Source organism: Chryseobacterium manosquense, assembly GCF_014623485.1.
In the GTDB taxonomy this organism is placed as follows: Bacteria; Bacteroidota; Bacteroidia; order Flavobacteriales; family Weeksellaceae; genus Kaistella; species Kaistella haifensis.
This window is the reverse complement of record NZ_CP060203.1, coordinates 923,499-937,676: the sequence shown is the minus strand read 5'-3', so window position 1 is coordinate 937,676 and position 14,178 is coordinate 923,499. Positions and strand designations below refer to the sequence as shown.

At 35.4% G+C, this 14,178-nt stretch carries 13 protein-coding genes and 1 pseudogene; 1 reads left to right on the top strand and 13 read right to left on the bottom strand.

From position 1 onward, the window contains the following. Positions 1-8: 8 nt before the first annotated feature. Positions 9-425, bottom strand: a complete 417-nt coding sequence (locus H0S70_RS04345; RefSeq protein WP_188321828.1) for an SRPBCC domain-containing protein — start codon at positions 423-425, stop codon at positions 9-11. A 100-nt stretch (positions 426-525) separates the two neighbouring features. Next, a complete protein-coding gene (gene tpx, locus H0S70_RS04340) occupies positions 526-1,023 on the bottom strand; it encodes a thiol peroxidase (protein ID WP_188321827.1) in 498 nt (165 codons plus the stop codon). 157 nt (positions 1,024-1,180) lie between these two features. Here tpx and H0S70_RS04335 point away from each other — a divergent pair, with 157 nt between their 5' ends. Next, positions 1,181-3,400: an NADP-dependent isocitrate dehydrogenase gene (locus H0S70_RS04335; RefSeq protein ID WP_188321826.1), complete on the top strand. Its 2,220-nt coding sequence runs from the start codon at positions 1,181-1,183 to the stop codon at positions 3,398-3,400. Positions 3,401-3,462: 62 nt separating this feature from the next. On the opposite strand, the gene H0S70_RS04330 is transcribed toward H0S70_RS04335, so the two are convergent. From H0S70_RS04330 to H0S70_RS14605, 11 genes and pseudogenes are all read right to left on the bottom strand, one after another. Further along, the gene (locus tag H0S70_RS04330; protein WP_188321825.1) at positions 3,463-4,056 is read right to left on the bottom strand and encodes a hypothetical protein; all 594 of its coding nucleotides are present in this window, start codon (positions 4,054-4,056) and stop codon (positions 3,463-3,465) included. Next, a pseudogene (locus tag H0S70_RS04325) lies at positions 4,043-4,552 on the bottom strand (RNA polymerase sigma factor). The gene H0S70_RS04330 and the pseudogene H0S70_RS04325 overlap by 14 nt, the downstream one beginning before the upstream one ends. 126 nt (positions 4,553-4,678) lie before the next feature. Continuing rightward, complete coding sequence (locus H0S70_RS04320) at positions 4,679-5,785, bottom strand: pseudouridine synthase (protein WP_188321824.1); 1,107 nt, start codon at positions 5,783-5,785, stop codon at positions 4,679-4,681. 121 nt (positions 5,786-5,906) lie between these two features. After that, complete coding sequence (locus tag H0S70_RS04315) at positions 5,907-6,797, bottom strand: UbiA family prenyltransferase (RefSeq protein ID WP_188321823.1); 891 nt, start codon at positions 6,795-6,797, stop codon at positions 5,907-5,909. 49 nt (positions 6,798-6,846) lie between these two features. After that, complete coding sequence (locus H0S70_RS04310; protein WP_188321822.1) at positions 6,847-7,773, bottom strand: mevalonate kinase family protein; 927 nt, start codon at positions 7,771-7,773, stop codon at positions 6,847-6,849. Between the two features lie 104 nt (positions 7,774-7,877). Continuing rightward, a complete protein-coding gene (locus H0S70_RS04305; protein ID WP_088263705.1) occupies positions 7,878-9,362 on the bottom strand; it encodes an MFS transporter in 1,485 nt (494 codons plus the stop codon). A gap of 100 nt (positions 9,363-9,462) precedes the next feature. Further along, positions 9,463-10,641 (bottom strand): acetyl-CoA C-acyltransferase, encoded by a 1,179-nt coding sequence (locus H0S70_RS04300; RefSeq protein WP_188321821.1) that lies wholly within the window; start codon positions 10,639-10,641, stop codon positions 9,463-9,465. 91 nt (positions 10,642-10,732) lie between these two features. Then, positions 10,733-12,055, bottom strand: coding sequence for a nucleoside permease (locus tag H0S70_RS04295; protein ID WP_188321820.1), 1,323 nt, complete (start codon positions 12,053-12,055; stop codon positions 10,733-10,735). Positions 12,056-12,072: 17 nt separating this feature from the next. Continuing rightward, positions 12,073-12,666 carry a bifunctional nuclease family protein gene (locus tag H0S70_RS04290; RefSeq protein ID WP_123247638.1) on the bottom strand — a complete coding sequence of 198 codons (594 nt, stop codon included), beginning with the start codon at positions 12,664-12,666 and terminating at the stop codon, positions 12,073-12,075. A gap of 78 nt (positions 12,667-12,744) precedes the next feature. Then, complete coding sequence (locus H0S70_RS04285) at positions 12,745-13,530, bottom strand: sensor histidine kinase (RefSeq protein WP_188321819.1); 786 nt, start codon at positions 13,528-13,530, stop codon at positions 12,745-12,747. Between the two features lie 19 nt (positions 13,531-13,549). Then, the gene (locus tag H0S70_RS14605) at positions 13,550-14,095 is read right to left on the bottom strand and encodes a 7TM diverse intracellular signaling domain-containing protein (protein ID WP_394367320.1); all 546 of its coding nucleotides are present in this window, start codon (positions 14,093-14,095) and stop codon (positions 13,550-13,552) included. Positions 14,096-14,178: the final 83 nt, after the last annotated feature.

Sequence of the window (14,178 nt, the reverse complement as noted above, 5' to 3'; positions counted from 1 at the left end):
GAATGAAATTAGTTATTCTCCACATATTTATGAAAACGATCGAGAATGGCATACCAACCTACTCTTTGCATTTCGATGGAATTTTGCAATTCGGGTTCAAAAATCTCGATGATTTCGGTGGTATTTTCATCAATTTTATTGAACTTCACTTCCACTTTTCTACCATCGTCAAGATGACTTTTTACTGATTCCAATATTTTGATTTCATCGATATAACCTGCAAAATCGTATCCGAAACTTTTGTCTTTATATTCCAACCTATAATTGAATCTTCCACCTTCGCGAAAATCGCTTTCTGCTTTCGGGCAATGCCAATTAGAGGTCGGAAAATTCCATTTCACAATATGTCTAGGGTTATAAAAATAATCCCAAACTTTATGCACCGGTTGCAAGATTGTAATTTTGATGGTAATAGGATTTTCCATTGTGTTTTTTTCTTTAAATATACTAAAAAAGAACGATTGTGAAAAAATCGTTCTTTTGATAATGCTGTTTCAGCGATTGATAATTTTCTAAAAAAAAATATTACTTCAAAGCAGCTAAAGCTTTGTCATAATCCGGTTCCTGAACAATTTCCGGAACTTGTTCGGTGTAAATCACTTTACCTTGTTCATCGGTTACAATTACTGCACGGCTCAGCAATCCTTTCATAGGAGAATCAATTAAAGTTACTCCATAATCATCTCCGAAAGTTCCTCTAAAATCGGATAATGTTTCCACATGATCTAAACCTTCGGCAGCGCAAAAACGGCCTAAAGCAAAGGGTAAATCTTTGGAAACATTGATAACTACTGTATTTTCTAATGCTCCTGCTTCTTCATTAAACTTTCTTGCCGAAGCAGCACAGATTCCGGTATCGATACTTGGGAAAATATTAAAAATCTTCTTCTTCCCATCATAATCGGAAAGGGTTTTTACTTCTAATTTTTCATTCACCAAAGCGAAATCTTTCACAGTAAGTCCCAATTCCGGCAATTCGCCAATAGAGTGAATCGGATTTCCTTTTAAGGTAATATCTGCCATAATTTTATAATTTTTAGTTTCTCAAAAATAGCAATTATCTGCTGAAAAATATTTTAATTAAAGGTTAAATTAATCATAAAGTTCGTCTTAGCTCTCTTTCATAGCTTTATAAAAATACGTAAATTTGTACTTCAAAATTTTAATAAAAAATATCAGAATGGCAGAAAAATCCAAAATCGTCTACACTTGGACCGACGAAGCGCCTATGTTGGCAACTCATTCTTTCTTACCTATTGTAAAGGCATTTACCAAAACAGCAGATATTGAAATTTCCCCAAAAGACATTTCCCTTTCCGGAAGAATTTTAGCCAATTTCCCGGAATTTTTGAATGAAGATCAAAAAGTAGAAGATGCATTAGCAGAATTAGGTAAACTAGCCACAACTCCTGAAGCTAATATCATCAAACTTCCTAATATTTCCGCGTCTGTTCCACAGTTGGACGCTGCAATTGCTGAATTACAACAACAAGGATTTGCTGTTCCCAACTACCCTGCAGAACCTAAAAATGCTGACGAAGAAGCAATAAAAGCAAAATATGCTAAAGTTTTAGGAAGTGCTGTAAACCCAGTTTTAAGAGAAGGAAATTCTGACAGAAGAGCTCCGAAAGCAGTGAAAAACTACGCGAAAGCACACCCACACAAAATGGGAACTTGGACTGCAGATTCTAAAACTAAAGTTGCTCACATGACCGCTGGAGATTTCTACGGAAGTGAAAAATCAGTCACTGTTGAAAATGAATCACAATTTAAAATAGAATTTTTCGGAAGAGATGGTTCTGTAAAGCTTTTGAAAGATCTATCTCCATTGCAAGCCGGTGAAATTATCGATACATCGGTGATGAATTTAGCGGCATTGAAAAGTTTTGCAGCCGATGCAATTGCGGAAGCAAAATCTGAAAACATATTGATTTCTGCACATTTGAAAGCAACGATGATGAAAATTTCCGATCCAATTATTTTTGGAGCGATCGTTCAAACTTACTTCAGCGACGTATTCACAAAATATGCGGACTTGTTCGATGAACTAGATATCAACCCAAACAACGGACTTCAAGATCTTTTCGATAAAATTTCCGGCAATGAAAAAGAAGCCGAAATTAAAGCTGATATTGAAAAAGCTTTTGAAAACGGACCGGCTGTTGCAATGGTAAACTCCGATAAAGGGATTACTAATTTCCATGTTCCTTCAGATGTAATTGTAGATGCTTCTATGGCTGCACTTATCAGAGGTGGAGGGAAAATGTGGAACAAAGCAGGACAGGAAGAAGACACCATCGCGATGATTCCTGATAGAAACTACGCAGGTTTTTATCAAGCTGCAATTGATGATATGAAGAAAAACGGAGCACTTGATCCACGAACCATGGGTTCTGTTCCGAATGTTGGTTTAATGGCTCAGAAAGCTGAAGAATACGGTTCTCACGACAAAACTTTCCAGGCGGATGCAGAAGGAACCATTAAAGTTTCGGATCCGAATGGGAATGTTTTCATGGAGCAAGAAGTAGAAAAAGGCGATATTTTCAGAATGTGCCAAGTGAAAGATGCGCCAATTCAGGATTGGGTAAAACTTGCGGTAAACAGAGCGAGACTTTCGGATACTCCAGCAATTTTCTGGTTGGATAATCAAAGAGCGCATGACCGCGAAATGATTAAAAAAGTTGAAAAATACCTGAAAAATCATGATACCAACGGTCTGGACATCAAGATTATGAATATCGAAGACGCCATGACTTTAACTTTAGAAAGAATCAGAAAAGGTTTGGATACGATTTCGGTTTCCGGAAACGTACTGAGAGATTATCTAACCGATCTTTTCCCTATTTTGGAATTGGGAACTTCTGCGAAAATGCTGTCTATCGTTCCACTAATGAATGGCGGCGGACTTTTCGAAACCGGAGCAGGTGGTTCTGCACCGAAACACGTCGAGCAATTCATCGAAGAAGGATATCTGAGATGGGATTCTTTAGGTGAATTTTTGGCTTTACAAGCGAGTTTAGAACATTTAGCACAAACTCAAAATAATGAAAAAGCACAAGTTTTGGCAGACGCTTTAGACGCAGCAAACGAAAAATTCTTGGCAGAAGACAAATCACCTGCTAGAAAAGTTGGTTCGATTGATAACCGTGGTTCTCACTTCTATTTGGCGATGTATTGGGCCGAAGCTTTAGCTAATCAAACCAAAAACCAAGAGATTGCAGAAGCTTTCACACCTGTTGCAAAAGCAATGTTTGACAACGAAGCTAAAATTAACGAAGAACTAATCGGAGCTCAAGGTAAACCACAAGATATTGGTGGATACTACAAGCCAGATTTTGGGAAAACCGATGCAGCGATGAGACCTTCCTCAATCTTGAATTCAATCATTGAGTCAGTCTAAATTTAAATTAGAAAAGTTATAAACTACATAGAAAGCTCCCCGATATTTTTTCGGGGAGTTTTTTATTTTAAATCATTATATATTTTCTGAATTTGTTTTATGCTTTTACCGTAAAAATGATTGAACCACCATTTTCCGAAAAAATAAAGTGTAACCAACATAAACAGGCAACATCCAATAAATGTAAGAATGAAATTAACACCATCCAGCATTTTCAAATTCGGCATATAATCAAAGATTAAAAGCATTTCGCACACCACAAAAGGAACAAATGCCACGTAAAAGGACACGTAATATTGCTCATTAAGTTTAAACTGAAACATCAAATCTTTCAGATTGTCTTTAGCATTCAGATTGATTTCTCCAATATTTTTATAGAATTTGAAAAATTTAACAAAATAAAATCCTGTTACTAACATCATCGATGCCACCAAAGTGATACAATACACTTTGAATTTGAAAAAATGAAAATCCTTAAAAATGAAAAATAAAATAATAAAAACGAACAGAACCATGGTACTCCAGAATTCGTTTCGCATCTTTCTTCTCAAAATTTCCAGCGGAAGATGAATTTTTTTTTGCTGTTCTGTGCTAATTTCCGGGGTGTCGGTTATTTTTTCTTTCTCCCAGATTTCTTTTAAATTATCGAGTTCCATGAGGTTGAGTATTAATAAGTTGTTTTAATTTTTCTTTAGCGCGGTTCATTTTCACACGGGCATTTACTTCAGAAATTCCCATTTGTTCAGCAATTTGTTTGCCCGAATAATTCTCAAGATAATAGAAAATCAAAGCTTTGTCAATTGCGTTCAGTTGGTTAATCGCCTCATACATTTTCTTTAGTTTTTGCTCGTCTTCATCATCATATTCATCCTGATTAATCTTGAAATTACTCACTTCATTGTTCTGAATAAAACTTCTCCGTTTTTCAGATTTCAAAAAAAGAATTGCCGTATTCAAAGCGATCCTGTGCAGTCAAGTTGAAAATTCGCTTCTTCCTTCAAAAGTTGGATACGCTTTCCAGACTTGGTATGTAATCTCCTGAAAAAGATCTTTCTGATCGTCGAAATCATCCATATACATCTTAGAAATCTTGAAAATCACCCCTTTGTGCTTTTCAATTTTTTCTAAAAATTTTTTTTCTAATGTTGGCATCATGCAGTAATCTTTGAAGTAAGTAGTAATTTAAAATATTTGTTACAGAAATATTATAAATACACAAAAAAAACCTCTCTGTAAAAAACAGAAAGGCTTTGTATTTAGCAATCAATCATTTGAAGATTACATCATTTTAAGATTGTTCACTTCGAGGTCGGTAAGAATTCTCCAATGTCCACGTTTGATATTTTTCTTGGTCAATCCTGCAAACATTACTCTGTCCAAAGCTTCTACTTCATAGCCCAATCTTTGGAAAATCCTGCGTACTACTCTATTCCACCCGATATGGATTTCGATTCCAACTTCGTTTCTTGGTTTTCCTTCGATGTAGGATATGCTGTCCACTTCGGCAACACCTTCTTCTAAACGAATTCCTTCTGCAATTGCGTTCAGATCGGCTCTGTCGAGTTTTCTGTCTAAAGTAACATGATAGATTTTTTTCATGTTGAAAGATGGATGCGTCAATTTTTTGGTCATATGACCATCATTCGTAAGTAAAATTACTCCTGTAGTCGATCGATCCAACCTTCCTACTGGGAAAAGGCGATACGGAGAAGCATTTGCTACCAAATCCAACACCGTTTTTCTCGCTTTTTCGTCTTTCGTTGTTGAAATATATCCTTTTGGTTTATTTAAAAGTACATAAACCGGTTTTTCAGGAGTAATTCCTTGTCCATCGAAAATTACTTTGTCGGTTTTTTGAACTTGGTATCCCATTTCGGTAACTACTTTTCCGTTTACCTGAACCAAACCTTGAGTGATCAATTCATCTGCTTCTCGGCGTGAACAAATTCCGGAATTGGCGATATATTTATTTAAGCGAATACTTTCTTTTGGTGTTTCTTTGGCCAGTTTATCGAATCGACGTTTCTGTACAAAAGATCTTGTTTTTTCGTTCTCCCCAAGTGGCCTTTCGTAATTTTTGAAAAGTTTGGTAGGACGAGCTTTTTGGTCACCTTTGGAAAATTTAGCGTCTTTATCGAAAGATTTTCCGATTCTTTTTCCTGCTGGTTTTCTGGAAACCGGTCTGTCGAAAGTTTTTTCATAAGATTTCGCTTCCGCCTGCGACATTAATCTTGGCTCTCTGGTTTTCGCAGGTTTCTTTTCTTCGGAATTTTCAGATTTTGGAGCGCGTGCACGGGAAGCAGCAGGTCTGGAACTTCCGGAATTGGAAATCTTTGAAATTCTTGGTTTTTTTGGTTTGTCGTTGCTGTTTCTGTCTCGGCTCATTATCTGAAAAATTTTTTGCAAAGATAAAACTAATTCGTTGATATATCGACAATTCTTTTGAAACCTGAAAGTTTTGGTGCAACTACTAATGATAAACAGGAATAAACTTTAAGGTATGATTCTAAAATTTTTTAATAATTCCATCAAGCAACATTGCTATTATTCCTACAAAAACCCACATTCTTAGAATATTCAGTAAATAAAAATGAGTTTTTTTCGCAGCATTTAATAGCAAATAGATTCCAAAAATCGTAACAAATAAACCAATTGCAAAATAAAGATTGAGTATCGTATGTATTCCGGTTTTGTTGATTAGCAACATCGAAACCAGCATCAGTATAATAAAAAAAAATACTACGATTTTTTTTGCAAGGGAATTTCCAAAATAATTAGGAATGGTTACATAACCAAAAATCTTGTCTGCATTTTTGGTGAGGAAATCTTTAGTTATATCAATTATTAAAAGAATTAAAAAGAGGAAAACGGCCATTAGGAAAACGTTTACCGAAAAAGTATGGTAATAAACCATCATTCCGAAAAATGGGTAAAGCGTTAAGCCTACAAAAGTTAAATTATTAATAATCAATATTTTACTGAGTTTATGACTATAAAACCACATGAAAAATTGATAGATTAAGAAGAAAACAAAAACTCGCGTTGAGATGAAATAAGCGATTCCCAGCGAAAATAGATTGAGCGTAAGATATGCGTAGAGAAAGTACTTCTGTTTCAGGAAATTCTGAAGTCGGGTACGAAAAGGTTTCGTTAATTGATCTTTTTCCCGATCATAAAATTGGTTGATAATTCCACCTGCAAAAATACTTAGAACAGTACAAAAAATAATTCCGTGAACTTTGAAATCAAAAACGAAATTTCTTAAACTTTCTTCTTGATTAAAAAGAAAAAAAGTGGAAACATACAGTGCAAATGTAAGCAACAAAGCCACGAAAACCCGCGCTCCCAAAAGGAAACCGATTAACTGTGAAATTCTGTAAAGGATTGGATTTTTCATTAATTAAGCGGAACAAGATCAAACAATGTATTTTTTCCGGCTTAAATTTCTAGAATCTGTAAATGACTTCTTTTTGAAAACCTTTGAGCATTTTTTCAGCTTTGGAATAATCTTTCGTGAAGCCCAAAATATAGCCTCCACCTCCACTGCCACAGAGTTTCAGGTAGTAGGCGTTCGTATCAAGACCTTTTTTCCAAGCATTGTAGATGCTTTCTGGAATCATTGGTTTGAAATGTTCGTATGCCCAAATTGAAAGATTTTTGAGGTTTCTGAACAGCGGATTCATATCTTTTTTCAAAAAAGCATCAATACAGGCATTGTTGTATCGGATAAACTCTTCCTTCATTGTTTTGCGGAAACCTTCAGTTTTCATTTTTTCGAAAAAAATCTGTACCATAGGTCCGGTTTCGCCCGTCATTCCAGAGTCTATCAAAAAAATGGCACCTTTGCCTGCTTCACTTTCTGGGATTGATACTCGGTCCACATTCTCTTTATTTTCAATGAGAATCGGCAGATTCATATAGCAAATCAAAGGGTCAATTCCTGAGCTTTTGCCGTGAAAATAACTTTCTAATTGCCCAAAGACTTTTTTCAAATCTTTCAACTCATCTTTTGTGATGTTTTCCGGTGTATATTTTTTGATGGAATATTTTTCAAAAATTGCTGCGACCAAGGCTCCGGAACTTCCAACCCCATATCCTTGCGGAATATTAGAGTCGAAGAAAAGTCCATTTTCTATATCTTTCTGGAAATCCGCAACTTTAAGTTTGAAAGAATTGGGTAAGTCTAAATTTATTAAATAATCTGAATATTTTCTTAAGGAAAGATTTGATTTTTTTTCAAAATCATTTTTTAGTTCAGAAAATTTCAGTGTGCCTTTATAATAACTGTATGGCAAGGTAAGCCCCTGCGAATCTTCAATAATTCCATATTCTCCGAAGAGAAGTATTTTAGCGTAAAATAAAGGATTGCTCATAGTTTAATTTAAACCGTTGATTTTCAATTGCAAAATTACTAAATATTTAACAAATATTTATATTTTAGTTTTAACAAAATTTAAGCCAAATTTTTAAAAATTTATCAATTTTTCTCGGTTACTATTTTTACTTTCAGAAATCTAATTAAAACCAATCCAGCAAAGAAAAATATTGACATGGATAATGCTGCAAATCTCATGTTGCTGTATTTCTCGATCATTGTGGCAAATATAAAAGTACCGAGGATAATCGCTAATTTTTCTAATACATCATAAAAGCTGAAATAAGTAGTATTGTCCATGGAATCTTCAGGCAAAAGTTTTGAGTAAGTAGAGCGCGACATCGCTTGCAAACCACCCATTACTAACCCGATGATGCTTGCGATTCCGTAGAATTGATATTCCACATTCGGATTTTCTTTGTTTAAATAATAAGCGGATAAACACGCCACAATCCACAGGATAATCGCGACAGAAATCACATTTTTGTTGCCGATAATTCTCGATAATCTGGAAAAGATAATGGCACCGATAATGGCTTCAATTTGAATCAACAAGAGCGTGAAAATCAATTTATCTTGCGCAAGGTTGATCTCGCTTTTTCCGAAAAGAGTGGCCATTAAGAAAATAGTTTGCATCCCAACGCTATAAAAGAAAAAACTCGAAAGGAAAAATTTCAAATTACGGTCTGCGAAAAGTGTTCTTCCGACCTTGAAAAGTTCATGAAAACTTTCGATAACAATATCCCAATAAAAATTGATATTATCTTTCAAAACTTCCCAAAAACCACCCTGTTCCTCGTGTTTTTTGAAAATGTTTTTGTAATTAAGCAACACCAAATCTTTGGGTAATTGATCTTTAACATTACCAAATTGCGGCAAATGTTTAAAAGTATACTGTGAAAAACCAAACCACCAAGCTCCGGTTAAAAGAAAGGAGATTCGGGTATAAAGTTTAGCTTCCTCGGGATTTTTTGCGAAAACCTGTATTAAAACCAAACAAATCACTACTAAAACTACCGAACCAATGTAACCATAAACATAACCTCTCGCGGAAAGTGCATCTTGCTTGTCGCGTGTTGCAATATCGGGAAGAAATGAGTTGTAAAACACCAAACTTCCCCAAAATCCTACACTTGCAGTGATACTGAATAAAAGCCCTAGAAAAACATTTTGCATACCTGTGAACATCGCCAATCCCATACAAGAAGTGGCTCCAAGATAACAGAAAAACTGCAAAAACGATTTTTTATTTCCAATGGTATCTGCCAATGACGATAAAATTGGAGAAAGTAAAACTACAATCAAAAATGAAATCGTAAGTGAATATCCATAAATAGCATCCGGTTGGTACTGTTTTCCAAAAATAGTGATCATGTGCCGCACAGGAACTTTAATCCATTTTCCGGTTTCTTCTACAAACTCACTTTTTTCGGTAGCTGTGGTAAGAATCGAATAGTAAATAGGAAAAATAGTAGAGGTAATTACCAATGAATACACCGAATTTGCCCAATCATAGTAAGCCCATGCTTTCATGATTTTCGGATTGTTCTTGATATTTGGAGTCTGTGAATGATCGTTTTCAGGCATTGGTAAATTAATTAATAGAACAAAAATAAAAAAACCATTAAGAATCTGATGAAAAAATTCATTAATAATTCTTAATGGTTTTATTTAAAGAAACATCGGTTTATACGTTCTCGATGACGATTGCGCTTGCGCCTCCTCCACCGTTGCAAATTGCAGCAGCTCCGTATTTTCCTCCATTTTGTTTAAGAATATTGATTAAACTCACAATAATTCTTGATCCGGAACTTCCAAGCGGATGACCTAATGCTACTGCACTACCATTTACATTCACTTTACTGGCATCTAATCCTAAAATTTTATTATTTGCCAAACCTACCACAGAAAACGCTTCATTGAATTCGAAAAAATCGATATCAGAAATCTGTAATCCCGTTTTTTCCAGAGCGATAGGCAAGGCTTTGGAAGGTGCGGTAGTAAACCACTCAGGCTCGTGAGCAGCATCTGCGTAAGAAACAATTTTTGCTAAAGGTTTCAAGCCCAATTCTTCCATTTTTTCTTTCGACATTAATACCAAAGCAGAAGCGCCATCATTTAAAGTTGAAGCATTTGCAGCAGTTACGGTTCCATTTTCTTTCTGGAATACCGTTGGTAAAGTCGAAATTCTATCAAAATTTACAGATTTGTATTCTTCGTCTTCAGCGAAAATTATTGGATCGCCTTTTCTTTGAGGAATTTCTACAGGAACGATTTCTTCTTTAAATTTCCCTTCGCTCCATGCTTTTGCGGAGCGTTTGTAAGATTCGATGGCGAAATTATCCTGATCTTCTCGTGAAATTTCGTATTTCGCTGCACATTTTTCGGCGCAAACTCCCATGTGAACCTTGTTGTAAACATCAATAAGTCCGTCAACAAGCATTCCGTCCAGCATTTTCACGTCGCCTAATTTAGTAGCATTTCGTGCATTATAATAGTGCGGAACCGAAGACATATTTTCCATTCCACCGGCAACAATGATGTTTTGATCACCCGCTTTAATGGATTGTGCAGCCATCATCACAGCTTTCATTCCAGATGCACAAACTTTGTTGATAGTTGTTGATGGTGTTTCATTTGACAAACCTGCGCCCAAAGCAGCCTGTCGAGCCGGAGCTTGTCCTTCGCCTGCTTGTAGAACATTTCCCATATAAACTTCTTGTACCAATTTCGGATTAAGATTGATTTTGTCTAATGCACCTTTGATGGCTACCGAACCTAATTTCGGTGCCGGAACAGTGGAAAGACTTCCCAAAAAACTTCCCATTGGAGTCCGTACTGCCGACACGATGAATACTTCTTTCATATTTTGAATTATAAGTTTATTAATACGGCAAAATACAAAAAAAAACACACTTCCGAAAAAGTGCGTTTTGATTTTATTTTAAAGGGATTGGTTAATGTTTGAGCTCCGCCACAACTGCCGGATTATGCTTGTGCTTAAACAAAATTGCAAAAGCGATTGCAATGATCAGTGCGTAAATGGCGAAAACGAGCCATATCTCATGCCACATCTTTCCACCATCCGGATTGGTGAAGAAGGTAGAAATGAGCCAACCACTTACCGAGCTGCCTAAAATGGCTCCGAAACCATTGGTCATCATCATGAATAAACCTTGTGCTGATGAACGAATTTTGCTATCAGTGGTACTTTCTACGAATAATGATCCTGAAATATTAAAGAAATCGAAAGCCATTCCATAAATTATATTCGAAAGAATAATAAGGACAAGCCCGAAACCTTCCGGTGCTCCCAAAGAAAAGAAACCGAAGCGCAAGACCCAAGCTCCCATACTGATAAGCATCACTTTTTTAATTCCAAATTTATTAAGGAAGAAAGGAATTGCCAAAATGAAAAGCGTTTCTGAAATTTGAGAAATGGAAATAATCATGGTAGAATATTGTACTACCGCTGAATTTTTGTAAGCTTCTACTGCGCCAAAATCTTTTAGAAATGTATCACCGTACATGTTGGTTAACTGTAATGCAGCTCCCAAAAACATCGAAAATACAAAGAACAACGCCATTTTTTTCTGTCCAAATAACTTGAAAGCGTCTAATCCTAATTTTTCAGACCATGTAGCATCATGAGCGATGAGTTTTGGAGGTGGACATTTCGGCAAGAACATTGCAAAAATTCCTAAGAAAATTGCAACGAAACCGGCAATATAAAATTGATTTGCATTAAGCGAATTCGAGAAAATTCCTGCTAACATTTCGCCCATTTTAATACCTGTTTGGGAGAATGATTGCTCATCACTGAAAATATTGGTGCACCACATGGCTACGATAAATCCGATGGTTCCCCAAACTCTAATTGGAGGGAAAACTTTTACGACATCGTAATGGCTATCCTTCAGTAATTTGTACGAAATAGAGTTTGATAGCGATAAAGTAGGCATGTAAAAACACATTCCTACCAATAAAATCCAGAAAAAGGAAGTTGGATCGTCGGTTTTTGCTAATAGGAAGAGCGTAATTCCGTAGAGAATATGAAGCATTCCGTAGAGTTTCTCGGCATTGATCCATTTATCAGCGATAATTCCCATCAAAGCAGGCATGAACACAGATGCAATCCCCAATGTTGAAAACACGGCTCCAAACTCGGCTCCGCTCCATTGCTTATAAGAAAAACCATAAGTTCCGAGTGTGGTAAGCCACGCGCCCCAAACAAAAAACTGCAGAAAACTGATTATGGTAAGTCGTAATTTTAAATTCATTATTGATAATTCCTAGTTTATTCTATTTTTTTATCTCTTCTCTTAATTTCCTCTTGTATTTCCAAGGCAGCATCGAAATCTTCATCTCTCACTGCATCGTCCAAAATTTTTAGTAACTCCTCCATAGAAAGCAGATGTAAACTACCAGTTTGAGGATCATCAAAATCTTCTTCAGTTGTTACGGGAAGTTCCAATTCCAATAGGATTCCGGCTTCCGACAATACTTCTTTCGTAGTAAATATGGGAGCATCAAAACGTACTGCCATCGCTACTGCATCGGAAGTTCTTGCATCTAAAATTAAATCTTGGCCGGTAGAATTTTCTTTAAAATTGATATGTGAAAAAAATACTCCATCGACGATTTGATAAATAATCACCGATTCGATTTTATAATTGGTAGAAATCACAAATTTTGCGAATAAATCGTGGGTTAAAGGCCGCGGTGGGTTTAAATCTTTCTCTAAACCTAAAGAAATTGATTGTGCTTCGAAATTTCCTATTACGATTGGTAATTTTACGTTGGTTTCTTCATCTTCTAGCAGAAGTGCGTACGCTCCGGATTGCGATTGGCTGTATGAAATTCCACGTATGATTAGTCTTTTGTAATCCATGGCTACAAATATAATTGATTTTTTAGATTCAGAATTTATAATTCTAAATATTTCTTAAAAAAAGCATTAAAGGATCATCTACAAATCAACTATTTTGTCCAAAGAAATATCAACGATAAACCAACTTCCTTTCTCTATTTCAATCTTTTTAAAATCGGCATTCAAAAAACGAATTCGCGAATCGATGTTGTTTAAACCAATTCCTTTACTGATTTGTTTTGGTTGAAAGCCAATTCCGTTGTCTCGAACAGAAATTTTCAGTTCCGGATGATGGTAGTTGATTTCTATAAAAGCTTCCTTCGCGCCGGAATGTTTGATGATATTATTGATGAGCTCCTGGATTATCCGATAAATGTGCGTTTCAATTACTTTATTAAATTGAATTTTTTCGCTAGTGAAAAGAAATTTGAACCGGATTCCATAAAACTTTTCTCCTTTTAAAAAGAGGTTTTCAATGGTTTTTACCAATCCAAACTGGGTAATCGAAGAAGGAGAAAGATTGTGAGAAAGTTCCCGAATTTGTAAGCAAGAATTGTCGATAATTTCAGTAATTTCTTTGATAATCGCCGAGTTTTTCGGTTTCAAATCTTCGGAATTCAATGCTAAAAGATTATATTTTATAGCTGCTAAATCCCCTGCTACTCCATCATGCAACTCTTCGGCGATTCTTTTTCTTTCTTTTTCCTCGCCTTCCAAAACTCTATTTAATTTGCTGATCTGTTGTCGGTGTAGATGTCTGGTAACTTGCAGCAAAATTCGGTTTTTATCGTCATTAATCAATTTCACCTTGTAAGCCAAACCTAAACTAAAAAAAAGTGTTTCAATGATGATTCCGATAAAAAAATATTTGATCGGATTTTCCATCTGAAAGGAAGAAATCTGACTACCGGTGAACGATTCCAAAGCAAAAAAAAACAAAAGCACATACACCAACCAGAAAGAAATTTTTATATTTCGCGCAATGTGAAATTGCGTGGTAAAAAGTGATCACAAAAATGCTGAGCATTATGGGTAAATATAGAAATGTTAACAATTTCATGTACAAATGCGGAGTGTTGAAAGAATATGCAATGATTGCCCAACCGAAAAATAAACCACCCAGATTCCTCACGATTCTCATGATTCTGTTGAAATATTTTCTAATATGTTTATCGAGGTCCAGAAAGTGTAGCGCAAATCTACAGTAGTAATTATAAAAAACTATTTGCAGAAAAAGACATGCAATGTAAGTGAAAATTTCCGCGTTATTTTGAGTAAGAAATCGAGCGATAAAATGCTCAAAAGCATAGTAAAAATAATCGTTTCTGCTTAACAGATATGTTAATAGAAAAACAATATAAAGCGCATAATATTTAAAGCTTCCTTCTCTAATGTAAATGAAAATTACTCCACTAACAATAAAAAAAAGCAACTGGAAAGAAATTGCCATATTCCATACAAACAATCCCATTTTCGGTGTATTAGCTCGGTTATTTAGTAAAATTAATCATTTTTAAGATGAAATAGAATATT

Bases quoted from the DNA above. Each gene is read 5' to 3' on its own strand.
- H0S70_RS04345 (WP_188321828.1), bottom strand. From the start codon at position 425: ATGGAAAATCCTATTACCATCAAAATTACAATCTTGCAACCGGTGCAT.
- tpx (WP_188321827.1), bottom strand. From the start codon at position 1,023: ATGGCAGATATTACCTTAAAAGGAAATCCGATTCACTCTATTGGCGAA.
- H0S70_RS04335 (WP_188321826.1), top strand. From the start codon at position 1,181: ATGGCAGAAAAATCCAAAATCGTCTACACTTGGACCGACGAAGCGCCT.
- H0S70_RS04330 (WP_188321825.1), bottom strand. From the start codon at position 4,056: ATGGAACTCGATAATTTAAAAGAAATCTGGGAGAAAGAAAAAATAACC.
- H0S70_RS04320 (WP_188321824.1), bottom strand. From the start codon at position 5,785: ATGAGCCGAGACAGAAACAGCAACGACAAACCAAAAAAACCAAGAATT.
- H0S70_RS04315 (WP_188321823.1), bottom strand. From the start codon at position 6,797: ATGAAAAATCCAATCCTTTACAGAATTTCACAGTTAATCGGTTTCCTT.
- H0S70_RS04310 (WP_188321822.1), bottom strand. From the start codon at position 7,773: ATGAGCAATCCTTTATTTTACGCTAAAATACTTCTCTTCGGAGAATAT.
- H0S70_RS04305 (WP_088263705.1), bottom strand. From the start codon at position 9,362: ATGCCTGAAAACGATCATTCACAGACTCCAAATATCAAGAACAATCCG.
- H0S70_RS04300 (WP_188321821.1), bottom strand. From the start codon at position 10,641: ATGAAAGAAGTATTCATCGTGTCGGCAGTACGGACTCCAATGGGAAGT.
- H0S70_RS04295 (WP_188321820.1), bottom strand. From the start codon at position 12,055: ATGAATTTAAAATTACGACTTACCATAATCAGTTTTCTGCAGTTTTTT.
- H0S70_RS04290 (WP_123247638.1), bottom strand. From the start codon at position 12,666: ATGGATTACAAAAGACTAATCATACGTGGAATTTCATACAGCCAATCG.
- H0S70_RS04285 (WP_188321819.1), bottom strand. From the start codon at position 13,530: ATGGAAAATCCGATCAAATATTTTTTTATCGGAATCATCATTGAAACA.
- H0S70_RS14605 (WP_394367320.1), bottom strand. From the start codon at position 14,095: ATGGCAATTTCTTTCCAGTTGCTTTTTTTTATTGTTAGTGGAGTAATT.